Source organism: Borborobacter arsenicus (assembly GCF_003934165.1).
Taxonomy (GTDB): Bacteria; Pseudomonadota; Alphaproteobacteria; order Rhizobiales; family Rhizobiaceae; genus Pseudaminobacter; species Pseudaminobacter arsenicus.
In genome coordinates this window covers 1-23,877 of the sequence record NZ_RKST01000032.1, presented here as the reverse complement: position 1 = coordinate 23,877, position 23,877 = coordinate 1, and the positions used below count along the sequence as shown (strand labels likewise).

Sequence of the window (23,877 nt, the reverse complement as noted above, 5' to 3'; positions counted from 1 at the left end):
CACGGCGACTTGGGCACTCGCGCACGCGGCACCGCAATCTCACTGCCAATACGCCAACCCGCACACATCGGCACTGGCCCAGTCCGTCCCTTCCCTTGCGACATCCGAATGAAGCCTGTTAAATCGGGCTCGTTTCGGAAATACATCCAGTCTGGGTTCCAAGTGTGTCCGCCTGTCATAAACGATGATCTCGCGACACTGCAGCGCGAGACCTTCGACTACTTCGTTCGGGAAGCGAACCCGGCGAACGGTCTGGTCCGCGACAAGACCGAGGAGAACTGGCCCGCAAGCATCGCGGCTACGGGACTTGGCTTGGCATGCTATCCGGTGGGCGTGAAGAACGGCTACATGAGCCGCAGCGCTGCTGCGGAGCGCACGCTCGCCACGCTCCGTTTCTTCCGGGACAGCCCACACGGGCCGGAGCCTGACGCGACCGGCCACCGAGGCTTCTATTATCACTTCTTGGACATGCAGACTGGCCGTCGCGCTTGGGGTTGCGAACTGTCCACGATCGACAGCACGTTGCTTCTGGCCGGCGCGTTGGCTGCGGCAGCGTTCTTCAACGAAGACCCGTCGACGGAAGCCGAGATACGGACCCTGGCAGTCGAGCTCTATCGCCGGGCGGACTGGCTCTGGTCACTGAACGGAGGAGAAACCGTTACCCACGGCTGGACCCCGGAGGGTGGCTTCCTGAAACACCGCTGGGAAGGATACGACGAGGCCCTGCTTCTATATGTTCTAGGGCTCGGCTCGCCGACCCATGCCCTACCCAGAAGCAGCTACGAAGCCTGGACCGATACGTTCCGGTGGGAGCGCTTCTACGGCCATGAATACCTCTATGCAGGCCCACTGTTCATCCACCAGCTCTCTCCCGTGTGGATCGATTTTCTAGGTCTGCAGGATTCATTCATGCGCAGCAAAGGAATCGACTACTTCGAAAACAGCCGCCGGGCCACTCTCGTCCAGCAGCGGTATGCGATCGAGAACCCACGCCGTTTCGATGGCTACGGCGAACATTGCTGGGGCATCACAGCGAGCGAGGGCCCTGGCCCCTCCACGCTCAAGCTGAACGGTACCGAGCGCCGCTTCGAAGACTATGTCGCGCGCGGCGTGCCCCATGGCCCAGACGACGGCACGCTCGCCCCCTGGGCGGTTGCAGCTTCCCTGCCGTTCGCTCCAGAAATCGTTCTACCCTCGATTGCCTTCTGCATTCATCAGGCAAAGCTCAAGGCTGCCAACGCCTACGGGTTCAAGGCCGCGTTCAATCCCACTCATTCCGGATCACCCGACAATGCCTTCGGTTGGTGGGTTTCACCATGGCACTTTGGGCTAAACGAAGGCCCTGTCGTCCTCATGATCGAAAATGTAAGAAGCGGTCTATTGTGGGAGTTGATGCGGTCCTGCCCGTACGTTCTGAAAGGTCTCCGACGTGCCGGATTCAAGGGAGGCTGGCTGGCTGACGCACCAGCCTGATCCTGTCGCAGCGGGCACTTCGTCCGACAGGGGACCTAACTGCTGCCTTGCCGGGGCTACAGTAACCATGCCGCTTCGCTCGGGGCGGCGGAAGAATTCTGCCGTCCCACCTGGACGACATGAAAGCTTCGCCGCGACTATCAAACTTATAACCGGAAAGTCGGTTATGGCTCCGGCGCTCGCGGTCGGGCCCGTGCGATGCCCGTCGCGGCACCGGAGCGTCGAACACGCGCTTCAGGGCAGCCGCTGGCGATCGCACCATGGATCAGCGGCTACTGTGTTCTCCGTCGGCGTAGCGAGCGCCGCGCGTTCGACGATGACGACTCCGAGGGCGGTCAGAATGAGGCCGACGAGGGTCATCGGGCCGATATGCTCGCCAAAGAAAGTGGCACCGAGAATGAGGGCGAAAACGGGGGAAAGGAAAGTGAATGCGTTGACCCTCCCCAGGGGGGCGTGGCCAAGGAGCCAAAACCAAAGCCAGTATGCCAATGCCGTGCCAGGAAGGGCGAGCGCAAGTAGCGCGACGACAAATTCAAGGGTCCACTCTATCCGCGTGGGTTCCTCGAATATCAGCGCCAGAGCGACCAGCGGAATGGATCCCAGCAGCAACTGCGCAGCCATAGCGATAAGCGGATCAACGTAGCGGCCCAGGCTCTTCATCAGAACATTGCTTATGGCGATTCCTGCCACCGAAAGAAGAATGTAAGCGAGGCCAATGGAGAATGCCGCCTGATCGCCACCTCCTATTTGTGGAAGGCTCGTCGCGGCGATGCCAAGGAAGCCCAGGCACAATCCCGCATATTGCAGCCCTCGAAGACGCTCGGACAGAAAGAAGAATGCGAGGACTGCGGTGATCAGGGGCTGACTGTTGGCGATGACCGTCGCAAGACCGGGTGCGACGAACTCTGCGGCATGAAACATGCCGAAATACGCAAACGAGGTTGCGCCGAGGCCGATGGATGCCAAGGCTAGCCAGGAACGAAGATCCGTCGGGAGCGGGCGACGCAAGGCAATAGCGATCATGGCCAGGAAAAGGCCGGCCACGATCGCGCGCAAGGCGGCGAATGTTAGGTGAGGCGAGTATGTCAATCCCAAAGCAATGAACGGATAGCATAGTGAATTGAGCAGGGCGACAAGCACCAGAAAGGGGGTAAGGCGTAGCACGGGTTGACCGACCTAGTACCCAACGCCGTGGACAAGATCTTCTTCTCGGTTTCGGCCGACAAGGGCTTCCAGCCTGGCGGATGGGCGGGGCATCTTCAGGTTTCTAATTCATGCACCGCTGAGATGATCTTCGAAACCTGCGCCGGCAACGATCTCGACGATCGAGCGAATGACATCGCGCTCAGCCGGTGACCGCACAGTTCCGGTGACAGTCACTATTCCGTCCTTCACAGCGACAGCTGGCTGCGCTGATAAGACAGACGCGGCATCCTTCAGACGTGCGACAATGGCACGCCGCAGCGCCTCGTCACCCCGAATCTGCGCACGGGGCCTGGGTATCGAAATGACCTTCAGGAGATCCGCGCGGCTGACAATGCCGGTCAAGCGCCCGTTGCGCATGACCGGGAGGCGCTTGATGCCATGTCGGTTCATCAGCATAGCGATTTCGCGCGCGGACGCGTCCTCGTCCACGGTGACGACATCCTTGGTCATGACATCGCCGACCTTCCAGCTACGGCTCTTCGCGTAGAGTCTGGCAAGTGAATCGGCATCGTGGAGGGAATCTTCGGGGAAGGCATCTTCGGTTCCGAGTTCTGTTCGGCGAAGAAGATCGCCCTCGGTCACTATGCCAGCAAGCGTGCCGTCATCAGTGAGCACCGGAATCCCGCTTACATGCTCGGCCAACATGATCCGGGCCAAGTGCCACACGCTGTGCTCCGGACATACCGTGGTCGGCGCTGGTGTCATCATATCCTTCGCGATCATGGGTTATGTCCTTTCTGCGGCAGGAACTCCGCATGATGCTGTGGCTTTGTCGCAGGGCAGAATCGCGTGTTCGAGGATGTCGCTCAACCCGCCAGTGGAATCTTTTTCTGAAGTAGTGAACACCGGCGCAAAGCCGCCTCCCGGAGTACGGGCATTGGTGGTCTGGCCCTGGTAAAGACGTGCCGTCACGAACTGCACCTCTCCGCCGTAGACGTAGTTCCGCACGTCGAACTTGAGCGGTGTCGGGGACTCAGGCGCTCCGATCATCCTCTCGCCGGGAGCAACAAGTTCCTGGGCAACGTAGTCCCCCGCGAGGATTTCCTCCCACACTCGTCTGGTCAGCTTGTCCCCCCGATAGGCAGCCCTGCTTCCGAACCCAGACGCAGGCTTGAAGAACAGCTTACGCCGCCTGGACCAAAGCGAGTCAGCCTTGGATGCTTTGACCGTTTCGGTGCTGGGAACACCAGCCACGAGTGTCGTCGAAACGTCGTCTGGAATCCCGAGCGCGCTCAACCGGGCGTGGTCGCTGAGCACCGCCAGATTTCTCTTGTTGGCGTATAGAACGTGTGCTCTCGGGTGCGGTGTCAGCACGACCGAACCTTCCAGGTACGCCTTGCGTATGGCGTGGTGTGCCGGCCGCTCAAGCATGAAATCCGTCAGTCGGTTGTAGACCAGATCGACCGGGCCCCGTTCGTGCCGGAGCATGCCGTCGCTCATCGACAGCGCCGACGGGTCGGCGATGACCGCGTCGATGCCGTTCCGGACGAACAGCTGCTGGAAGAGCAGAAACTCGGGGTAGAGGTACTGACCCTCCGGCTGCTCGTCGACGATGGCGATTCGGCGGAGCGGCAGTTCGCCACGTTCGAGATGCCATTCGGCGAGAAACATGTCCATGAACCGATGCTCCAGCGCGTCGAGGGCGGCCGCACCGGGCATCATCGGCTCGACGGCCTCGCAACAGGCGCGCTGAGCCCGCGCCAGCGAGAGGTTGAGGAGAGCGCCCCCTGCGTTCGTGTTGATCTCGATGAGCTTCGGCTCGTCGGATGACAGATGGAAGTCGAAGCTCATGAAGACGCCTCTCGCCCGCGGCTCGAACTGCGCGATAGCGGGCGCATTTTCGAGCACGAGGTCGCGATAGGCGCGCGATGATATAACCGCCTCCGCGGCCCGGACGATCTCTGCCATCCTGTCCAGGTGCTGCCGCGCAACGAACACCGGAAGCGCGGCGAACATGTTCGCATGCTCGTCTCCCATGGCGGAAAGCGCCGTGTGTGTTTCAGCACTCGTCTGGAACTCCCTGGCGAGCTCGTCCCGGTCCACGCTGATGCAGAAGCAGCTGCTGTTCAGCGAATGGGGGACGGCTCCCAGGTCCCGAATGCCTGGAGCCGGAGTTTCACTATGATCGACCATCGTCTCCTCCATGTTGGACTGCCAAGGCGGCTCCCGGAGCGTGAACATACTCCCATGGCAGAGTTGATGAACATGGAAGCGTAGTCCAGAACCGATTGCGCATGCCCGCACCATGTCCCGCACGTCGCCGACGACACGACAAGTGGGTCAGTGCCACTCGCAATTCCGCCGACATCCACCGTGGTGGGTCTGCAACTCAGGCCCTTTGTACATTGCTCCGCTATTGTGCCGGATTGCCTTCACTTGTCTCGAACTGGCACCCCTTGCGACATTGCCGACGACACCTGCTCTGCGACGGCTCTCTCCTCCTCTGTCGGGATCACCAAAACGTCGACCACAGAGCCATGGGCGCTGATACGCTCGTTGCCTTGTCGGTTACGCTCGGCATCAAGTGTCACGCCGAGCCAGGCCGCGGCCTCGCAAATCTTGTCGCGGATCAAGGGGGAATTTTCACCGATCCCGGCGGTGAACACCAATGTGTCTAATCCACCCAGCGCGGCGGCCAGCGATCCGATCTCGCGACCGGCACGGTAGACAAAAAGATCGATCGCCTCTTTTGATTGCGGGTCGTCAGACTCAACCAAGGTCTGCATATCATCGCTGATGCCAGAAACACCGAGCAGGCCCGACCGATCGTAGAGAAGTCGCGAGATCTCGTGGGCACGCATCTTACGGTTCTGCAACAGATAGAGGATGACCCCAGGGTCGATCGAGCCAGAACGCGTGCCCATCACCAAACCGTCGAGCGGCGAAAACCCCATTGTGGTTGCGACGCTCTTTCCTTCATGCATCGCGCAGAGGCTGGCTCCGCTGCCGAGATGGGCGACGATGGCACGCCCGCCGGCAGCCGACCCATAACGCTCGCGCAGCCGCGACGCGATATGACCGTAGGATATGCCATGGAAGCCGAAGGACATGATGCCTGAATCCGTCAGCGCGCGCGGGAGTGCGTAAAGCGTCGCCAACCTCGGCCGTGCGGCGTGAAAGGCGGTATCGAAGCAACCGATCTGCACGGCCTTGGGCAGGAAGCGGACAGCAAGTTCGACGATGTCGAGATTGTGTGGCTGGTGAAGCGGAGCTACGGGGGCAAGCGCTCGCAGTGCCTCGAGCGTTGGCGGATCGAGGATGGTCGCGGCAGTGAAATCGCGTCCCCCATGAACGATTCGGTGGCCGACTGCGCTGACAGATTGAAGGAGCCCCTTCCCCTCGACTTCGGCAAAGACGAACTCCAGTGCTTCTTCGGTGCTGATCGGACCGTCTGCCAGATCCGCGTGCTGTGCCTGGCTGCCTTCCGGACCGAAGACGCTCATCTGCGGCTTGCCATTTAGTGACGCAAGGCTGCCTCGCATCAGGACAGGCAACTGCGTGCACAGCTCGAACACGCCGAACTTGAGGCTCGACGAGCCAGCGTTCAGTACGAGAATTGTGTCGGCGATCATCGTGTCATCAAACCAGCGCGTTCCACTTCCAATCGCGGATTTCCGACAAATCCTGCCCATGAGCCCGAACGTAACCGTAATGATCAAGCAGCTTGGTTTCCATCAGCTGTTTCAGCCGGAAGCCGGTTGATTCCACCTTTGGCGTGCGCTCAATCACGCTCTGCACCAGGTGGTATCGGTCCAGCCCGTTCAACACGGTCATGTCGAAGGGCGTGGTCGTCGTGCCTTCTTCGTTGAAGCCCCGGACGTGGAAGTTGGCGTGGTTCCTCCTTCGGTATGTCAGCCTGTGGATCGTCCACGGGTAGCCGTGATAGGCGAAAATGACGGGCTTGTCGGCCGTGAACAGCCCGTCGAACTCGCGGTCGGACAGGCCATGCGGATGGACCTCCCGTGGCTGCAGGGTCATCAGGTCGACCACGTTGACGACCCTTACATTGAGATCCGGCATGTGCTCCCTCAGGATCTGCACAGCAGCGAGGGTCTCTACCGTGGGGACATCTCCGGCGCATGCCATCACCACGTCCGGGTCGCTCGGTCCCTTGCTGGAAGCCCAGTCCCAGATGCCGATCCCAACCTCGCAGTGCGCCCTCGCCTGGTCCATGGACAACCACTGCCAGGAGGGTGCCTTTCCGGCCACGATGATGTTGATGCGGTCCCAGGTCCTGAGGACATGGTCTGTAACGCACAGCAGCGTGTTCGCGTCCGGCGGGAAGTAGACGCGCACGATGTCGGCCTTCTTGTTCAGGGCGACATCGACGAACCCGGGATCCTGGTGGCTGAAACCGTTGTGGTCCTGCTGCCACACATGGCTCGTCAGCAGGTAGTTGAGAGACGAGACGGGATGCCGCCATGGGATGTCGCGGCTCGCGTCCAGCCATTTTGCATGCTGGTTGAACATTGAATCCACGATGTGGATGAAGGCCTCGTAGCAGGAGAACAGGCCGTGCCGTCCGGTGAGCAGATAGCCTTCGAGCCAGCCCTGGCAGGTATGTTCCGAAAGAATTTCCAACACCCGGCCATCGGGGCCAAGATCCGTGTCTTCCGGAAGGACCTGCTCCATCCAGGCGCGCCCCGCCACCTCGAAGACGTCCTGGAGCCTGTTAGATGCTGTCTCGTCGGGGCCGACGAGACGGAAGTTGCGGTGGGCTCCGTTCAAACGCATCACTTCGCGAAGGAAGCCGCCCATCACCCTCGTGGCTTCGGCCTTCCTCTCGCCGGGGCGGCTGACCTGGACAGCATGCGGAGCGAGCCCGGGCATGTCCAGGCTCTTGCGGAGCATTCCCCCGTTCGCATGGGGATTGGCGCTCATGCGCCGGGACCCGGCTGGCGTTGCGGAGAGGACCTCCGGGACGGGGCTGCCGTCCTCGCCGAACAGTTCTTCGGGGCGATAGCTCCCAAGCCAATCCTCGAGCATCCTGAGGTGCTCCGCGTTCCCGGCGAGGCCCGAGAGCGGCACTTGATGAGAACGCCAGAAACCTTCGGTCTTCAAGCCATCGACCTCTTTCGGCCCGGTCCAGCCTTTCGGGCTCCGCAGGACGATCATCGGCCATCGGGGGCGTTTTTTCCCTCCACTCCCTGCACGGGCGTGTTCTTGGATCTCTCGGATTTTCCCGAAAGCCTCCTCCAGCACCGATGCCATCCGCTCGTGCATCTCCGACGGGTCATCCCCTTCCACGAACAGCGGTTCGTGCCCGTAGCCGATCAAGAGCGAGCGCAGTTCCTCCGGCGGGATGCGGTCGAGCACGGTGGGATTGGCGATCTTGTACCCGTTGAGGTGAAGGATGGGCAGCACGGCACCGTCATGCGCGGGGTTCAGGAACTTGTTCGAGTGCCAGGCCGCGGCAAGCGGCCCGGTCTCTGCCTCGCCGTCGCCGATCACGCAGGCGACGATCAGGTCAGGATTATCGAAGGCGGCACCGTAGGCGTGCGACAGGGAATACCCGAGTTCACCACCCTCGTTGATCGACCCCGGAACCTCGGGCGCGGCATGGCTGGGAATGCCTCCTGGAAACGAAAACTGGCGGAAGAGCTTCCGCAAGCCTGCCTCGTCCCGGGAAATGTCGGGATTGAGCTCGCTGTAGGTACCCTCGAGGTAGGTGTTGGCGACCATCGCGGGGCCGCCATGCCCCGGTCCGCAGACATAGATCATGTTCGCGTCGCGCAGCCGGATAAGCCTGTTCAGATGGGCGTAGACGAAGTTGAGTCCCGGCGAGGTCCCCCAATGACCCAGGAGCCGGGGTTTGATATGTTCCAGCCTCAGAGGCTCGCGCAGGAGCGGGTTGTCGAGCAGGTAGATCTGCCCGACTGTAAGATAGTTGGCGGCTCGCCAGTAGGCGTGGATCGCCATAAGCTCTTCGGCGGAAAGCGTCCCTTGAACCGTCTGCTGCTTGCCGGTCATTGTTGTTCTCCTCCTGATTGTCGGCCGGGCGCTTGCGTCCCGGCATCGATGGTCGCTTTGCGAAAATGCCGCGCGGCGTCGCCCGCCATGCGCCGGGTGCACCATCTGGCGTAGATGCCGCCCAGTAGCCAGCCGAGCATGCGCGTTCCGAAGCCTTGCGGCAGGTCGTAGCCGATGAACACGGTCAGCAGCGACGACCCGGATCGGGGAGCTATCCTCAATCCCATCCTGTAGCGCCCGATCACCCAGAGCCTCGGCTCGCCGATCGTCGTCCAGGTCTTCAGGAATGGCGGTTTGCGTTCAGTGATGATCTCGTCGACAGCCAACGGCATTCCCAGGAAGCTTCCCGTGAACCCGAACTTCGAGCCGACCGATCGGGTTCCGCTCGCGTCCATGTGGACTTCCATCCTGGCCCCCATCATGGCCCAGGATGGCTGATCCATGTGTGCGGATAGGTTCCCATGGTTGTCCAGGTACCCGAACAACGCCTCGGCCGGAGCGTCGACGCGAACCGTGGCCTCGGCGGAATACGCGAACTGCGGCATCGTCCTGCTCCGGCTTTTTACCGCCTGCTTCCCGCTTCGTAGTATACGGCGGCAGGTCCAGAGGCATCGCGCGCAACGGCATAGACCTGATAGGTCGCCGCAGGATCCTCTCCCATTCCAAGCGATCCCTGGGGCATCCCTGGTACAGCTAGGCCACTGATGGCCGGGCGCTCGGCAAGAAGCTTCTCGATCGCTTCGAGAGGGACGTGGCCCTCGAGGAAGTACCCTTCGATGGCTGCGACGTGGCAGCCTTCCATTTCGGTGGGAACGCCGGCCTGCTTGCGAATCTGCGAAAGGTCTTCAAGATCGACCGTCTTCACTTGATACCCAGCCTTTCCGACCGCCTCTGCCCAGGCGTGACAACAGCCGCACCAAGGGGTTTTGTACACGGCGATGGACTCTCCCGCCGCTGCTCCCGCAGCCGTGGAAGACAGGACCATTGCTAGGGCCGCGAGGAGGGATTTGCTGTGGTTGGTCATTTTGGGAGGGCTTTCCTGCTTGTGTTGTTGCCGTAGGCCGGACCGATCGCCTGTGCGGCGGCTTCGGCGAGTATACTTGAGAGATCGATGACGTTGGAGGGATGGACAACGGAATCAGCCGAGACCACGGCCGAGGCGCTTGCCTTGAGGTTGCGGTAGGTCTCGTCGGAGTACAGGGCGTGCACGGTCACGAGGACGGGGCGCTTCAGTCCCTGTTGCTGGAGGCGGCATGCCGTCTCCAGCATGGTCCTGCCGGAAGACACGATGTCGTCCACGAGGACTGGCGTATGCCCGGCGAAGACGCCCAGGTCCGGGACGGCGACCTCGACATTCCTGTCGCCGTACCTGGTCTTCCGCAGCACCTGATAGGGAGCGCCGATAGCGCCCGCCACCTCCGAGACCCATTGCTCGCTTTCCACGTCGGGTCCGAGCAGCAACGGGCGGTCCACGTTCGCCCTGATCCAGTCGGACAGAAGCGGTGCGGACCGGACGGCCCTAGCGGGGATGGGGTAGACCTCTTCGAGGCTGGCGTAGCGATGGAGATGGGGGTCGACGGTCACAAGCCAGTCGACATGCGAGGAGACTATCCGCGCGAACGTGCGTGAAGTGATCGCCTCGCCCGGTTGGAAGCGGCGGTCCTGCCTCATATAGGCCAGGTAGGGAGCCACGAGGCCCACGCTAGAGGCACCAAGGTCCCTCGCGGCATCCGCGGCGAACAGGAGCCGCAAGGACTTGTCGTCAGGACGGTCGAGCGTGCAGACAAGCACCACGTCCCTGTCCTTGGGATCGGTCGCGAACCTCAGGTAGGTTTCGCTGTCCGGGAAGTTGCGCGTATCCAGTGCCCCACGCTCCCCGCCGAGGGCGGCGCGGAGCCGTTCAGCCATGGACTCGTTGCCTGGCAGTGCGAAAACAAGCGGCCTTGTCATGGCGTGGGCTCCTTATCTATTCCGAAGATCGCGAGGACATCGCGTGCGTAGTCCAGCGCGTATTGCAGTTCTCCTGTCGTTTCCGAGCAGACGGTGCATAGCGGTTCGCCCGCTTCCAGCGCTGCCCCGAGCCTGACGTGCATCTCGACTCCGGCTGCCTTCGATCCGGGAGCCCCCGCGAGCTTCGCCACCCTTGCGATGCGGCGGTTGTCGATGGAGCGGAGCGTACCCGAACGCGGAGCCAGGAGGGGCATCCGCTGGCGGGCGACAGGCGGGATCCGCATGCCCCCCTGGGCCTCGCAGATGCGCTGGAACTTCGCCCATGCCCTGCCGTCGGCGATCGTGCTTTCGGCGAGCGCCTTGCCTGCGCCAGGCCCTGCGCGGCCGCCCAGTTCCAGGAGCGTGCCGGCGAGCGTGCAGGCGCGGTCCCGCAGGTCCGCAGGCGCGTGCCCCGCCTGCTGGAGCACGGCAAGCACGTCCATAGCCTCGAGTGCCGGGCCGATGCCGCGGCCGACAGGCTGCGATCCGTCGGTAAAGATCGTCGCCGACTTCAGCCCGAAGGCTTCGCCGACCATGGTCAGGCGCGCCGCGAGCGCCCTGCCGGCCGCCTCGCTCCGGACCTTCGCCGTTGAACCGACGGGGATGTCCAGTACAAGGTGGGTCGATCCCGCAGCGATCTTCTTCGACATCACCGATGCGACGAGCTGCCCCTCGGAATCGATGTCGAGGGCGCGCTCGACGCGGATGAGGATGTCGTCGGCCGGGCTGAGGCGTACGGCGCCTCCCCAGACGACGCAGCCCAACTCCCGCTCGACGACGCGGCGGATGTCCGCGAGGTCGAGATCGACCGGAGCTAGGGTCTCCATGGCATCGGCCGTACCCGCGGGAGACGTGATGGCCCGGGAGGATGTCTTCGGCATCGTCAGGCCATGCGCCGCGGCGATCGCCACGACGATCGGCGTGGTGCGGTTCCCGGGCAGCCCCCCGACGCAGTGCTTGTCGACGACAGGCGACGCGTCCCAGTCGAGGCTATCGCCGATTTCGACCATGGACCGGGTGAGCGCCAAAGTTTCGCCGTCGTCGAGGGGAAACGCGGATGTTGCCGTGAGGAAGGCCGACAGCTCCACGTCCGAGTAGCGGTCTGCGGAGATGTCCCCGAGAATGGCCGCGAAATCCCGGTCGCCGAGCCGGGTGCCGAAGATCCTCCCCCTCACCTTGCCGAACGATTCGACCGGATCGGGATGCCGCACGAAGACAGCCGCCCCGTCGGCTGCCTGCAGGTGCTGCCACGCGGTCTCGGAGAGCCCGGCCTCGTCGATTTCGATGAAGTCCGAGGAGACCTGGTGGAGCGTGGCGATCACGTCCCGGCCGTTTGCCGAAAGCAACACGCGGGAGTTAGCGGCAAGCCCCTCCGAGCGGCATACGTGGCAGTCTGTCCGCATGAACACCACCGCTTCGTGCTGGGTGTGGATTCCCAGGCGGCGGCTTCTCAGCGGATGGCCTTGCCGCGGGGCGGCCTGTGCGGCGGAGTTGCTCTGTCCGGTCATTCGAGAACTGCCTTTTCCAGATGTTCGGGGACACGGCACGCCCAGCCGAGCTCGTCCTTTATGCGCCGGCGCAATGCATCTGACTCCTCGGGCTCACCGTGCGAGATGAAGGTCATCCTGGGCGGCCGATGGAAGCGGCCGAGCCAGGCGATGATCTCGTCGGCATCGGCATGGGCGGACAGCATCGGCAGGTTCGCGACCTCGGCCCGGACCCGGATGTACTCGCCATGGATCTTGATGCGGTCCGCCCCATCGAGCATGTCGGCGCCCCGAGTCCCGGCGGCCTGGAAGCCGCTGAACAGGATCGTGTTACGCCTTTCCGGTGCGTATCTTTTCAGGTGATGCAGGACGCGCCCCCCGGTCGCCATGCCGCTCGCCGAGACGATCACCTTAGGCATCGGGTTGGAAGTGAGGGCCTTCGATTCCCCGACCCCTCGGACGTATTCGGCGATGCCGCAGGCGCGCTCGCATTCGTCCGGCGTGAGCCTGTGGTCGCCGGAATGGCGGTGCAGCAGTTCTGTCGCGTTGATCGCCATCGGACTGTCCAGGAACACCGGAATCCTGGACACGCGTCCGGAGGAGACGAGACGCTCCAGGTGGTAGAGCAGAGACTGCGCGCGACCGACGGCGAAGGCTGGAATTACGACGGTGCCTCCCCGTGCGATCGTCCGGTTTACGATCTCCGCCAGCGCGTCCTGAGGATCGCGCTTTTCGTGACGCCTGTTCCCGTAAGTGGACTCCACGACCACGTAGTCGGCTTCAGGCACAGATTCCGGATTCACCATGACCGGGTCGCCGAAGCGGCCAAGGTCTCCGGAGAAGGCGATCCTGACGCCGCCCCAGCTGCATTCGAGGGAGGCAGCCCCCAGGATGTGCCCCGCGCGCCTGAGCAGGATGTCGGGGCCGTCGGGCAGGGAAAGCCTCTCGTGGAACTGTACCGCATGGAGGTGCCGCAAGGCAGCCTCGGCATCTTTCAGCGTGTAGAGCGGGAGTGCGGGCTTGTGCTTGGAGAAGCCGTGCCTGTTGGCGTATTCGGCGTCCTTCTCCTGGAGGAAGCCGCTGTCTTTCAGGAGAATCTCACAGAGCTCGACGGTGGCGCTGGAAGCATGGACCTTCCCCCGGAAGCCATCGCGCACCAGCGCGGGCAGGTAGCCGGAATGGTCGAGATGCGCGTGCGTCAGCAGGACTGCGTCGATGCTCGCGGGATCGACGGGGAACTTAGCCCAGTTGCGGAGCCTCAGCTGCTTGAGGCCCTGGAAGAGGCCGCAGTCGACAAGTACCTGCCGGCCGTCGTGCTCGAGGAGGAAACGCGAGCCTGTCACGGTGCCTGCGCCGCCCAGAAACGAAATCGACAAGGTCATGGAATTCAGCTCCGTCTATTCATCCCGCCACCCGTGGCGGGAACTTTAGCCCATCGGGGCAGGAATGCCGGGACCCCGGCGGCGTAGCGGTCGTAGGCCTCCCCAAAGCGGGCGCGCACCTCGGCCTCCTCGCGCCGGGCAAGCCGCACATACATCGCGACGAGCACCGGAAACATCGCGAGCGTCAGCAGCGTTGGCCACTGCACCAGGAAGCCCAGCAGCACCAGCACGAACCCAACGTACTGAGGATGGCGGACGTACCCGTACGGTCCATCGGTCGCGAGACGTCCGTTCCTCTGCGCATCGAACAGCACCCGCCAGGAGGCCGAAACCAGCAGGAAGCCTCCGCCGACGAGGACAAAGCTGAGGAGGTGGAACGGCCCGAAATGCGGATTTCCCTGCCAGCCGAGGGTCATCTCCAGCAGGTGTCCGGCATCATGGGCGAACCAGTCCGTGTCCGGATAACGACTCTGCAGCCAGCCGGACATCAAGTAGATCGTGACCGGGAAGCCGTACATCTCGGCGAACAGCGCGATGAGGAAAGCGCTGAAGGCGCCGAAAGACGTCCAGTCGCGGCCGCTCCGCGGCCTTAAGAAGCTGAAGGCGAAAAGAATGAAGACCGCGCTGTTGATGATGACCAGGCTCCAGAGTCCATAAGCGGAAGGAGACGCTTCCATGCCTCATGCTCCCGTGTCGACGCGATTGCGCGGCGGCGGCGCAGAGCGATGGTGCCCGCCGTGGCCATGCCCGCGATGCAGGAACAGATGGAGCAGCGGACATGCCAGCAGGAGCACGAACGGCAGGTAGCCGAGGACGTGGAGCCTGTGCTCGAAGAGAAGCACTGAAGCTCCGATGAGCAGGAACCCCAAGGCGACCAGGCCTGCTCTCGACCTCCAGAACCCGCACGCGTGGCCAACAGGCCGCATATCCTGAGAACGATCAGGGTTGTTTGCTGTCATCGGTAATCTCCTGTCGTTTGAATGCTTTCCCATCCGGGAAACGCGCTTGGAAGGGCGCGCGACTGCCGCGCGCCCGGGCTTGCGTTACATCATTCCCATCGAGATCAGCAGTGTGTCGGCAGCCGTCTTTTGCGCTTCGTCAAGCGACGCGTAGAAGGGTTCGACCGCTGTCCTCAATCGCTTCACCGCTTCAAGACGGGCCGACAGCTGCTGCTCCCGCCGCTCGAGCGAAGCCGACAGTCCCCCGGCAGTCGACTCCTGCCGCATCGTTCCCGTGGACGCACGCGCGTTCTCCCGCATGGCAGCGGCCACGGCCTCCCAGAGCGGTTCCTGCGCGCTCGTTACCTTGAGTTCCGCCCGCAGGAACGCGATCCGCCCCTCGACATGCTCAGGAGCCATCATCCTCGCCGTCATGCCGTCCTGCATCCCCGTCCCGTCGGCCATCATGCCTCGCATCATCCCCGCGTGGCGGCCCATCATCTCCTGCATCATCTTCATCATGTCGCCGCCCATCATGCCGCCTGGCATCGCGGCTCCAGCACCCGGAGCGGGAGCGGACGGCGGGGGAGCAGGCTCCGTCGGGGCCGTGGTTTCCGCCGGAGCCGGGTGGTGTGCGTCTTCGGCAAAGGCCGGAGAGGCGGCAAGCAGCAGCGCGGCTGCAAAAGCAGTTCTGGAAAAGGTGTTCATGGAGGTGCTCCTTGAAAAAGAAACCCGGGCGGCGGAATTGCCGCCCGGGCCACGGTCACTGCGCCTGGAAAGTGATCCCGTTGGGCCCTTCGCCCACCTTGTGGGTGCGGACCACGGACTGCGTAGCCACGGAAATCTCGGACACGGTGCCATCGACGATGTTGGTGACGAAGACATGGGCACCATCGTCGCTGACGGTGACGCCGTGCGCTCCCTTGCCGGTCGTGATCGCCTTCACGACCGTCCCGCTCGCGACATCGATGACCGACACGGTCTCGTCCGGCTCGGTCTCGCTGCCCTGATTGGCCACGTACACAAACCTCCCGTCAGGCGTCGCATGCATCTGGATCGGGGAGCGCCCGACATCGATCCGGGCGGTCACCTGCAAGGTGGCCGTATCGATGACGGCCACCTTGTTGTCGTCCCTCAGCGAGACGTAGACACGGCTCCCGTCCGGCGTGAAGCCGACCTGGACCGGAGCCTTGCCGACCTCGATCCTGTGCATCTCGTTGAGCCCTTGGACATCAATGACCGAAACGGTGCCGTCGTCGACGTTGGCGACGTAGATCGTGCTGCCGTCAGGGTTCATCCGCAGCCCGTGCGGGTAGTCGCCCGTGCCGATTTCGGAGATGGCTTCTCCCTTGGCGAGGTCGACCACCGTCACGGTGTCGTCGCCTGAGTTGGAGACGAAGGCGCGCTCCCCGGCGGGGTCGGCAATCACGTGGGCTGGATGGGAACCCACCTCGATAGTGGCGGCGGGGGCCGTGGAGAGACTTCGCGGATCGAGGACGATCAGCGCCCCCGCGGCCACTGCGTCGCCGCCATGGCCGTCACCGCGGTTGCTGTTCTCGGCTTCGGCGTGTCCGTGGCCTTCTTCCTGGACGGGGGTGCCGACCGCGAGAACCTTGTTCGCCTTGGGCACGAACTGGACGTTGTGGGGCGTGACGGTAACCGGGACGATCTCGACCTTGCCTGAGGCGAGATCGATCCGGCTGACGGAGTTGCCGTATTCGTCCGCCGTGTAGACGAAGCCTGTCGAAGCGGCCTGCGCCGCCTCACCGGCAATCGGCACCAGGAGCGCGAGAACGGATGCCGTCGCGAGCGCCGCTGACGCGATACGCCGAGAGATCGAGACGTGCAAGGTGGAGACTGCGGCAACGGAGCGTGCCGGATGGTTGGTGTTCAGGGTCCTCATGTTCTTCGTCCTTATCCGCACAGGGCTCAGCCGACGTATTCGACGACGGTCATCATGCCCGTGGCCATGTGGTAGAGGTGATGGCAGTGGAAGGCCCACGTGCCCGGGTTGGAGGCATCGAACGCGACGGTCACCGCCGATTCGGGCGGCAGCCAGACCGTGTCGCGCCGCGCTCCATCGAACCTCCGGCCGTTGACCTCGACCACCTGGAAGTGGTGGCCGTGCAGATGCATCGGGTGGCCCATCATGCTGTCGTTCCGCATCGCCAGTTCGACGCGGTCGCCGGCGCTGACCTGAAGCGGAAGGCGCTCGTCCCAGGTCCGGCCGTTGATCGTCCAGACGTATCCTTCCATCGTCCCGCCCAGGACGACCGGATGAGTCCGGATAGCAGGCCTCTCCGGCGGGATGTGCGACGCACGGAGCTGCTCCTCGAAGGCGAGATCAAGCGGGGTCGAAGCCTTCCCCCCAGCCGACATCACTCGCTCGACCCGGCCGCCTGCCGTCGCCAGGATGAATCCGGTCCGCTGGACGGCTCCTTCGCGCAGCGCGAGGACGGGCCAAGCGCCATCCTCGGACGGCACCCGCAGCCTGATGTCGATCCGCTGTCCCATCCCGAGCGGGAAGCGTCGGCCGGGAACGGGAACCACCGGGTTCCCGTCCACCGCGATCGCCTCGCCATCGAGCCCGCCGGTGTCGATCCAGAACGCGGTAGCGGTCGCTCCGTTGATGATGCGCAGCCGAACGGAACCGCCACGGTCCACCCGGAAAACTTCCGGGTCATCGAGCGTGCGGTCGTTGGCCAGGTAGGCATCGTACTCGATGTCATTGATGTCCATGGCCGCGCCGCCGGATCCATGGCCTGAAGCGCTCGACCCGTGTCCGCCATGGCCTCCACCATGGCCCGACATGGACCCGTCCGAGCCGGCCAGTCCTGCCAGGAGTTCCTCCGGAGCCTTGAAGCTGAAGTCATGCAGCAACACGACGACTTCCTGCTCGTCCAGCCCGACTTCCGCCGGATCGGAGACGATCAACGGCGCGGCCAGGAGCTGCTGTTCCTGGAGCGTGTGCGCGTGCATCCAGTGCGTACCCGGCGTTTCCAGCGGGAACGCGTAGTCGAAGCTCTCGCCTGGCTTCAGCAGGGGCTGGGGCAGGTCGGGCACGCCGTCCTGGCCGAAGGGCGGGGTAAGCCCGTGCCAATGGACCAGCGTCGGCGCGTCAAGCGCGTTCTCGAGGCGGACGCGGAAGGCGTCGCCTGCCCACAAGGCGAGCCCCTGCTGGCCGCCTTCCCGCACGAGGCCGTAGACTTTGGCGGCGCGCCCGGCGACCTCGATGACGCGGCTTTCGGCGCGAAGGAGTGTCGGCGTTGCGGCTTGCGCAGCGCCGGAAGCGATCAAGGACGGGACGGCGCTAGCGAATCCGCACGCCGCCGATGACGCCAGGAACTGGCGCCGGGTAATCATGTTCATGGTTCAAAGCTCTCATCGTTTGTGACTCCTTGAGGGAGTGCACGAAGACACGTGCACTCAGGCGGTCACGAGAGCTTGGGAGGGCGGGACAGGGTCGGAGGATCGCGCGGCAGCGAGGCGGAAAGGGTTATCGAGATCGCGAGCTCGCTCATGGTACCGAACGCGAATTCCGCTGATGGAACCGGAACGCAGACGGCGCAGGAGGCGGACGACATGCAGCAACCGTCTTGGCCGCCCTGGTCCGCGTGGTAATCGTCGCAGGGCACGGCGTGCGCGTGCTGAGCCGAAGCGGTAACTTCCGAGTGGCCGCCGGTGGCGTACGCCTCGCCCACCGTTCCGATGTGCGCGTGCGCGGCGCCGAAGGTGGACAGGGAGAACGCGACCAGAACTGCCAGCAGCAAGGCGAGAAGACGCGCGGAGGGTGCCGTCGCTCTGGCTTTCCTTGCTGCGTTGGCCGGGTTCAGTCGCAACCTGCTCGTCCTTCTTACATCCTCGACTTTCAACGATACACCGGAATGGCGCAATGCTGTTTGTCCTGGATCAACGTGAGTTCAGTTTCCGCCTTGATCGCCGGATCAACCCTTCTTTCGATACAGCCTCAGCAGCTGGGCATTGATTGCCACGATGATCGTGCTGGCGGACATAAACACGGCACCGACCGCAGGCGTCATCAGGAACCCGGTTCCGAACGTGATGCCGGCAGCCATCGGTATGGCGACGGCATTGTATCCGGTCGCCCAGATCAGGTTCTGCACCATCTTCCTGTAGGTGGCGCGGGAAAGCCCGAGGATGGCGGCCACGTCCCTCGGGTCGCTCCTGACCAGCACGACGTCGGCGGATTCGACCGCGACATCGGTTCCGGCGCCGATCGCGACACCCAGGTCGGCCTGCACCAGCGCCGGGGCGTCGTTCACGCCGTCTCCGACCATGGCGACTTGGAGACCGCGGGACTGCAGCTCCTTGATCTTGGCTGACTTCTCGTCGGGAAGCACCTCGGCGAAGTACTCCGCGATGCCGAGGTCGCGGGAGACGGATGCCGCCACGCCCGTGGCATCGCCAGTCAGCATCACCGAGCTGATGCCGAGGGCCTTCAACTCCGCAATGGCATTCCGGGACTCGGGCCTCACGATGTCCGCAAGCGCGAACAGGGCGCGGGGCACGCCGGCGCGGACGAGCACGACGACGGTCTTGCCTTCTGCCTCGAGCTCGCCGAGGCGCGCCCCGGGCACCGGGTTGCCCTGCCTGACGAGATTACCGGGACTCACGATCCGGACATCCTGTCCGTCGACCTCCGCGACTATGCCTTCGCCCGTGAGGTTGCGGACCTGGCCGGGAGCGGGGAAGCCGATGCCCCTCTCTTTTGCGGCGGCCACTATCCCTTGCGCGATCGGATGCTCGGAGTGGCTCTCCACGGATGCCGCGAACCGCAGTTCTTCCTCCTCGCTCCCGCCCGCGAGAAGGACGATGTCGCTCACGCCGAACCGCCCCTCGGTCAGCGTTCCGGTCTTGTCGAAGACGACCGCATCCAGGTTGCGCGCGCGCTCGAAGGCGGCACGGTCGCGGATCAGCAGGCCGCTTCCCGCGCTGAGCGACGTGCTTACGGCAACGACCAGCGGCACTGCCAGCCCGAGCGCGTGAGGACAGGCGATGACCATGACAGTGACCATCCGCTCCACGGCGAATTCCCAGCTTTCTCCAGCCATCAGCCAGAAGGCGAGAGAGCCGACGCCAACCGCCAAGGCGATGTAGGTGAGCCAGGCCGCTGCCCGGTTGGCCACGTCCTGGGTGCGGGAGCGCGTCGCCTGCGCCTCCCTGACGAGGCTGATGACTTGCGCAAGGTAGGTCTTGTCGCCCGTCGCGGTGACCTCGATGGTGACGGCATTTGCGCCGTTGATTGCGCCGCCTATAGCGCTGTCGCCCTTCTCCTTTGAAACAGGCCGTGATTCTCCCGTGAGCATCGCCTCGTTGAACGAGGATTTTCCTTCCAGGATTGTGCCGTCGACGGGCACCTTGGCTCCGGGCCGGACGAGAACCCGGTCGCCGGGCACGAGTTCCGTGATGGGAACTTCGGTGACTGACCCGGAAGCATCCAGCCGCGCCGCCGTGTCCGGCAGAAGACGGACGAGTTCTTCAAGTGCACGCGATGCGCCCATGACCGACCGCATCTCGAGCCAATGCCCGAGGAGCATGATGACGATCAGCGTCACCAGCTCCCAGTAAAAAGACATTCCGGTAAGGCCAAACGTGACTGCCGCCGAGTAGACATAGGCCACCGAGATCGCCAAGGCGATCAGCGTCATCATACCAGGCCTGCCGCCCCGGATCTCCGAAACGAACCCGGTAAGGAAAGGCCAGCCACCATAGATGTAAACCGCCGTCGACAGGCCAAAAAGCAGAAGTTCGCTACCCTGGAAATCCATCGTCCCTTGGATGCCCAGCCAATGCTGGATCATCGGCGACAGCAACAGGACGGGTGGGGTCAGCGCAAGCGAGATCCAGAATCTCCGGCGGAAGTCAGCAACCATTTGGCCGTGGTCATGGCCCGTATGACCGGAACCCTCGGCGTGGCCGGGCGAGGCTTTGCCATGGCCAGATCGATGTTGACCCGCAGCTTCGGCGTGATGCCCGTGGTGATGGTCGCGTTCCATGCTACGCCTCTCTGTTTCGGTGCCGGCCGATCAATTCTATCCGCGAGCGCAAGCGATCGCCGCTGTGCGCTTCACGTTCCGTCAAAGCCAGACCATGGACGTTCCAGCCGATGGAAGGTCAAGTTCCTTTTTTTGGGAAAGGCACCAGGTTCCAAGATCTCCTGGGTCGGGCGGGGGCCTCGACGCCGTGAAATGCTGCTTTCCTTCGGATTGGCAAGTGAGGTCGGCGCAACTCCGGAAAGCCACCGTCGATCCTCCTGGCAGGCGGGTCTAGAATGAGCGCGGCGGCACGAACAGACAGATCGCCCGGGGCTTGGCGCTTCCATTCGGCGCGCAAAGGTGAAACTCTCCGTCGGGCGAGTTCTTCAAACGAGGATCCCCGTACCCCACGATTTCGCCCGTATCTTCGATGACATAGCCACTGGGTCCTTCAGTGACATGGCCGTGTACCGGGTGGCAATCACGATCGCTGCAGCATTGGTAAGGATAAGCCCAGCCGGATGGCGCGGCATGCCCCCAAGCCTGCGGAATAACCAGCAAACAAGCCAGATTTATGAAGGTGAACGTCAGACCGACAGGCCCGAAGGCCGTCAAGTTCAACCCGAACCATTCGAGGGTCCAGGGGATTGTCATGGGATGGGACCGGACGTTCATGATGTCTCCGTGAACGGTGCCTCGGGTCTAACTCCCAGGCAGGCCGCGCGTTCCCCGTTTGATTCGTATCAGTATGCGACCGCATACCCGACAAGCCCCGCGTCCGGCTCGATCGACCGGCGAGGCAATCCCGCTGACCGGAGCTGACAACGAAGACGCGCAGCCATCCGGACTGCTATGACGCGGCAGCGACGCTCGTACGTCGTTCGGCTTACCGATTACGCCTACGGTCCGAATTGACCCAAAGTTCACGCGGGCTACAAATGGCAAATGCGGACTACTGGCAACACGAGCCATCCGATGTCTGTCAATGCACGGTCGGTCGGCGGCTGCACAGCCAGGATGAAACACCGCCCAGCCAAAATATTCCCGGACGACTTCACTCGGATTGTTCGTGTATCGCGGGGATTCACGGCCAGGTCGCAACGAAGCGGTCGTAGCCGTGAAGACCAGAGGGATGAGGAACGGCTCCCAAACCTTAGCGGGCGGGGCAAGGAGGCGAGTAGAGTGGGTGGGACTGACGGCGTGAGCCCCCGAGTGGATGCGGAGCGGCGGCTCCGCTTGATCAACCCCAACATCGTTGGCGGCGGCTTCTCGGCGCTTTCGGCCAAGCTCGTTTCCCAGGTGGCGCAGCTTTCCGCGTTCGTCATCGCCGCCCGCGTCCTCACGCCGACTGAATTCGGCTTCTTCGCCTTCACTTCCGCCGTTGCCATCTTCCTCGTGGTGTTGGCAGAGGGCGGATGGGCCGAATTCATCATGAAGTCGCCCGCTGGAGAAGAGCACCTTGATCAGGTTACTACTATTTCGCTCGCGAGCGGTCTTTTGTTCACGGCGCTTGGCTTAGGTGTCGCCGGCATTCTCTACGAAGCCTTCGACCAGGTCATGGAAGCATCGCTCCTAGCACTATTCAGTTGCCTGGCACTACCTTCCGCAATGACAACCACTTATGATGGGGCACTCGTCCATCGCGGGCGATTGCATAGCCAGGCGATCATCCGGATCACCGCCGAGGCGGCTGGGCTGGCCCTGATCGTCTTCGGGCTGTTCAAAGGCTGGAACGTCTTTGCACTTGTTGCCGGGCGGCTGGCGATGCAGCTTGTACTTCTGTGCGGTTCGATTTTGGCTGTGGGATGGATACGTCCAGTCGCTCCAACCCGGATAGTCAGGCGCGAGGTGCTCCTGTTCTCACAGCATATCGTCGCCAATCGGCTGATCGTCTTTCTGCGCTCCTATTCGGGCACGCTCGCGGTAGGCAGTTTTCTCGGCCTGGCCGAAGCCGGCTATTACCGCGCAGCCGAGCGCATCGTGGCTGCACTCTACGAACTAGTGGGCGAGCCGATGCGAATGCTCGCATGGATTGTTTTCCGACGCGCGCGCGATCGCGAGGACTCGGAAGCTGGCAAGGACGACGAGATGAGGAAGACGGGGAATACGCTGTTTCCCCTCCTTCTGGCTGTTGCCGCTCCGGTGTTTGTCGGGCTTGGATTGGTCGCCGACGGCTTTGTCGATCTCGTGTTGGGCGAAGCATGGGCACCTGCGGCAATGGTGGTCAGCATCTTAGCGGTAAAACAGCTGCTTATGGCCTCCGGTTGCATGACGGAGCCGCTGCTCTCCATAAAAGGCAATATCCGCAAGATGGCACCCGTCGGCTTGGCGAACTCACTTGTCCTTATCGGTCTTATCGTTGTCCTCGCCCCTTTCGGTTTGCTTCCCCTCGCATACGGGCAGGTTCTCGCCGCAGCAGTGGTTTTAGCGACTTTGATCTGGCTTCAGGGGCGTTATGGTGGCCTCGACTGGTATGGCATCGCACGTGGCAGCGGTTTTGTCCCGCTCGCCGTCGCGGGCATGATCGGTGCGATCTATGCGCTGGGACAAGCGATCGATCTCTCCACTCTGGCACCCTGGGTGGCGCTCGCGCTTCGGGCGGCAGCGGGTGGAACAGGCTATCTGCTGGTGCTGCTTCTCTTGAGGAGACTGGCCACGGGCATGTTTCCCGTCTTGGGGATGACAGCCATTACATACACACACGACACTGCGGCGCGTTAAAAATCCAGATAACTACCCGTACGGACACCGCCAGAGCCTTGGCTGTTGGCAGATGGCCGAAACCGCCCCTTTCGGATTTAGAAAGATGTCATCCGAACGAGACCCAAAGGCATAGGCCAGAAGCGATCGATTTAGAGCAGCATACCCCATTTGGCTTACAGGGAAGGCCGTCGGCCTGAATTGACAGGACTCGGCCGGGAGCTACAATTCAGGCATGATAGCAACCCTTGAGACATTGAGACCGACTTTGATCTTGCTAAAACTAGCAATGATCTTGTCGCTGCTGTTGTCTGCGGGTTCCCTCAAAATCGATATACGGTCCCACGTGGATCAGTCTCACCCGCTACAGACCGCGGATTGCGCAGGTCCCGTCCCTGCTGACTTTTGGGCGAAGGCAAGCGCGCCCGTAAGCGAGACCGCGAATCCTGAGTGTCCCTGCTGCTGCGGCGCCAGCTGTCCTGTCACTGCTATCTTGAGCAGCCTGCCTGCTATGGCCGCGTTTCCCATTTCTGCCGTGGTCGACCCGATAGTCACGGCTGATTTGGCAACAGCCGAACCGTCCGACCGCAACAAACCTCCCATCGTCTGAACTATCGATTGTGATTTTTCGTGGAATGAGGACCCTGTTTGAGGGGTGATTTTCGTCCAAACGGGACCCCTTAACGTGGGGTCATCAAAATGCCTCCGGTTTCATCGGAGGCATTTGCGTTTTGGA

General features: G+C 63.0%; 20 protein-coding genes. 2 read left to right on the top strand and 18 right to left on the bottom strand.

Going from position 1 to position 23,877, the window contains the following annotated elements; all coding sequences use genetic code 11:
• Window positions 1–108 precede the first annotated feature (108 nt).
• A complete protein-coding gene (locus EET67_RS22255; RefSeq protein WP_128628418.1) occupies window positions 109–1,473 on the top strand; it encodes a glucoamylase family protein in 1,365 nt (454 codons plus the stop codon).
• Between the two features lie 234 nt (window positions 1,474–1,707).
• On the opposite strand, the gene EET67_RS22250 is transcribed toward EET67_RS22255, so the two are convergent.
• From EET67_RS22250 to EET67_RS22165, 18 genes are all read right to left on the bottom strand, one after another.
• Window positions 1,708–2,637 carry a DMT family transporter gene (locus tag EET67_RS22250; RefSeq protein WP_128628417.1) on the bottom strand — a complete coding sequence of 310 codons (930 nt, stop codon included), beginning with the start codon at window positions 2,635–2,637 and terminating at the stop codon, window positions 1,708–1,710.
• A gap of 108 nt (window positions 2,638–2,745) precedes the next feature.
• Window positions 2,746–3,402, bottom strand: a complete 657-nt coding sequence (locus EET67_RS22245) for a CBS domain-containing protein (protein ID WP_128628416.1) — start codon at window positions 3,400–3,402, stop codon at window positions 2,746–2,748.
• Between the two features lie 3 nt (window positions 3,403–3,405).
• Window positions 3,406–4,824: a hypothetical protein gene (locus tag EET67_RS22240; RefSeq protein WP_210211153.1), complete on the bottom strand. Its 1,419-nt coding sequence runs from the start codon at window positions 4,822–4,824 to the stop codon at window positions 3,406–3,408.
• 227 nt (window positions 4,825–5,051) lie between these two features.
• Window positions 5,052–6,338: an acetate/propionate family kinase gene (locus tag EET67_RS22235; protein ID WP_342634681.1), complete on the bottom strand. Its 1,287-nt coding sequence runs from the start codon at window positions 6,336–6,338 to the stop codon at window positions 5,052–5,054.
• Entirely contained in the window at window positions 6,259–8,649 is a 2,391-nt protein-coding gene (locus EET67_RS22230; RefSeq protein ID WP_128628415.1) for a phosphoketolase family protein, read from the bottom strand. Before EET67_RS22230 ends, EET67_RS22235 begins: the two co-directional genes overlap by 80 nt.
• Window positions 8,646–9,194 carry an SRPBCC family protein gene (locus tag EET67_RS22225; RefSeq protein WP_128628414.1) on the bottom strand — a complete coding sequence of 183 codons (549 nt, stop codon included), beginning with the start codon at window positions 9,192–9,194 and terminating at the stop codon, window positions 8,646–8,648. The genes EET67_RS22230 and EET67_RS22225 overlap by 4 nt, the downstream gene beginning before the upstream one ends.
• Before the next feature lie 17 nt (window positions 9,195–9,211).
• On the bottom strand, window positions 9,212–9,673 hold the full coding sequence (locus EET67_RS22220) for a DUF411 domain-containing protein (RefSeq protein WP_128628413.1): 462 nt from the start codon (window positions 9,671–9,673) through the stop codon (window positions 9,212–9,214).
• Window positions 9,670–10,599: a ribose-phosphate pyrophosphokinase gene (locus tag EET67_RS22215; protein WP_128628412.1), complete on the bottom strand. Its 930-nt coding sequence runs from the start codon at window positions 10,597–10,599 to the stop codon at window positions 9,670–9,672. Before EET67_RS22215 ends, EET67_RS22220 begins: the two co-directional genes overlap by 4 nt.
• Window positions 10,596–12,146: a thymidine phosphorylase family protein gene (locus EET67_RS22210; RefSeq protein WP_128628411.1), complete on the bottom strand. Its 1,551-nt coding sequence runs from the start codon at window positions 12,144–12,146 to the stop codon at window positions 10,596–10,598. The genes EET67_RS22215 and EET67_RS22210 overlap by 4 nt, the downstream gene beginning before the upstream one ends.
• Window positions 12,143–13,507, bottom strand: coding sequence for an MBL fold metallo-hydrolase RNA specificity domain-containing protein (locus EET67_RS22205; RefSeq protein ID WP_128628410.1), 1,365 nt, complete (start codon window positions 13,505–13,507; stop codon window positions 12,143–12,145). The genes EET67_RS22210 and EET67_RS22205 overlap by 4 nt, the downstream gene beginning before the upstream one ends.
• Window positions 13,508–13,512: 5 nt before the next feature.
• A complete protein-coding gene (locus EET67_RS22200; RefSeq protein ID WP_128628409.1) occupies window positions 13,513–14,184 on the bottom strand; it encodes a methyltransferase family protein in 672 nt (223 codons plus the stop codon).
• Between the two features lie 3 nt (window positions 14,185–14,187).
• Window positions 14,188–14,466: a DUF2933 domain-containing protein gene (locus EET67_RS22195; protein ID WP_128628408.1), complete on the bottom strand. Its 279-nt coding sequence runs from the start codon at window positions 14,464–14,466 to the stop codon at window positions 14,188–14,190.
• A gap of 84 nt (window positions 14,467–14,550) precedes the next feature.
• The gene (locus EET67_RS22190) at window positions 14,551–15,153 is read right to left on the bottom strand and encodes a Spy/CpxP family protein refolding chaperone (RefSeq protein WP_128628407.1); all 603 of its coding nucleotides are present in this window, start codon (window positions 15,151–15,153) and stop codon (window positions 14,551–14,553) included.
• A gap of 55 nt (window positions 15,154–15,208) precedes the next feature.
• Window positions 15,209–16,348: a YncE family protein gene (locus tag EET67_RS22185; protein ID WP_128628406.1), complete on the bottom strand. Its 1,140-nt coding sequence runs from the start codon at window positions 16,346–16,348 to the stop codon at window positions 15,209–15,211.
• A 26-nt stretch (window positions 16,349–16,374) separates the two neighbouring features.
• The gene (locus EET67_RS22180) at window positions 16,375–17,814 is read right to left on the bottom strand and encodes a multicopper oxidase family protein (RefSeq protein ID WP_128628405.1); all 1,440 of its coding nucleotides are present in this window, start codon (window positions 17,812–17,814) and stop codon (window positions 16,375–16,377) included.
• A 65-nt stretch (window positions 17,815–17,879) separates the two neighbouring features.
• Complete coding sequence (locus EET67_RS22175) at window positions 17,880–18,338, bottom strand: hypothetical protein (protein WP_128628404.1); 459 nt, start codon at window positions 18,336–18,338, stop codon at window positions 17,880–17,882.
• 51 nt (window positions 18,339–18,389) lie between these two features.
• Window positions 18,390–20,462, bottom strand: coding sequence for a copper-translocating P-type ATPase (locus EET67_RS22170; protein ID WP_128628403.1), 2,073 nt, complete (start codon window positions 20,460–20,462; stop codon window positions 18,390–18,392).
• Window positions 20,463–20,732: 270 nt separating this feature from the next.
• Complete coding sequence (locus tag EET67_RS22165) at window positions 20,733–21,116, bottom strand: hypothetical protein (protein ID WP_245451147.1); 384 nt, start codon at window positions 21,114–21,116, stop codon at window positions 20,733–20,735.
• Between the two features lie 561 nt (window positions 21,117–21,677).
• Here EET67_RS22165 and EET67_RS22160 point away from each other — a divergent pair.
• Complete coding sequence (locus EET67_RS22160; RefSeq protein ID WP_245451145.1) at window positions 21,678–23,162, top strand: oligosaccharide flippase family protein; 1,485 nt, start codon at window positions 21,678–21,680, stop codon at window positions 23,160–23,162.
• Window positions 23,163–23,877: the final 715 nt, after the last annotated feature.

Excerpts from the sequence above, each read along its gene's own strand:
- EET67_RS22255 (WP_128628418.1), top strand. The coding sequence starts at position 109 with ATGAAGCCTGTTAAATCGGGCTCGTTTCGGAAATACATCCAGTCTGGG.
- EET67_RS22245 (WP_128628416.1), bottom strand. The coding sequence starts at position 3,402 with ATGATCGCGAAGGATATGATGACACCAGCGCCGACCACGGTATGTCCG.
- EET67_RS22240 (WP_210211153.1), bottom strand. The coding sequence starts at position 4,824 with ATGGAGGAGACGATGGTCGATCATAGTGAAACTCCGGCTCCAGGCATT.
- EET67_RS22230 (WP_128628415.1), bottom strand. The coding sequence starts at position 8,649 with ATGACCGGCAAGCAGCAGACGGTTCAAGGGACGCTTTCCGCCGAAGAG.
- EET67_RS22225 (WP_128628414.1), bottom strand. The coding sequence starts at position 9,194 with ATGCCGCAGTTCGCGTATTCCGCCGAGGCCACGGTTCGCGTCGACGCT.
- EET67_RS22220 (WP_128628413.1), bottom strand. The coding sequence starts at position 9,673 with ATGACCAACCACAGCAAATCCCTCCTCGCGGCCCTAGCAATGGTCCTG.
- EET67_RS22215 (WP_128628412.1), bottom strand. The coding sequence starts at position 10,599 with ATGACAAGGCCGCTTGTTTTCGCACTGCCAGGCAACGAGTCCATGGCT.
- EET67_RS22210 (WP_128628411.1), bottom strand. The coding sequence starts at position 12,146 with ATGACCGGACAGAGCAACTCCGCCGCACAGGCCGCCCCGCGGCAAGGC.
- EET67_RS22205 (WP_128628410.1), bottom strand. The coding sequence starts at position 13,507 with ATGACCTTGTCGATTTCGTTTCTGGGCGGCGCAGGCACCGTGACAGGC.
- EET67_RS22200 (WP_128628409.1), bottom strand. The coding sequence starts at position 14,184 with ATGGAAGCGTCTCCTTCCGCTTATGGACTCTGGAGCCTGGTCATCATC.
- EET67_RS22195 (WP_128628408.1), bottom strand. The coding sequence starts at position 14,466 with ATGACAGCAAACAACCCTGATCGTTCTCAGGATATGCGGCCTGTTGGC.
- EET67_RS22190 (WP_128628407.1), bottom strand. The coding sequence starts at position 15,153 with ATGAACACCTTTTCCAGAACTGCTTTTGCAGCCGCGCTGCTGCTTGCC.
- EET67_RS22185 (WP_128628406.1), bottom strand. The coding sequence starts at position 16,348 with ATGAGGACCCTGAACACCAACCATCCGGCACGCTCCGTTGCCGCAGTC.
- EET67_RS22180 (WP_128628405.1), bottom strand. The coding sequence starts at position 17,814 with ATGAACATGATTACCCGGCGCCAGTTCCTGGCGTCATCGGCGGCGTGC.
- EET67_RS22170 (WP_128628403.1), bottom strand. The coding sequence starts at position 20,462 with ATGGAACGCGACCATCACCACGGGCATCACGCCGAAGCTGCGGGTCAA.
- EET67_RS22165 (WP_245451147.1), bottom strand. The coding sequence starts at position 21,116 with ATGAACGTCCGGTCCCATCCCATGACAATCCCCTGGACCCTCGAATGG.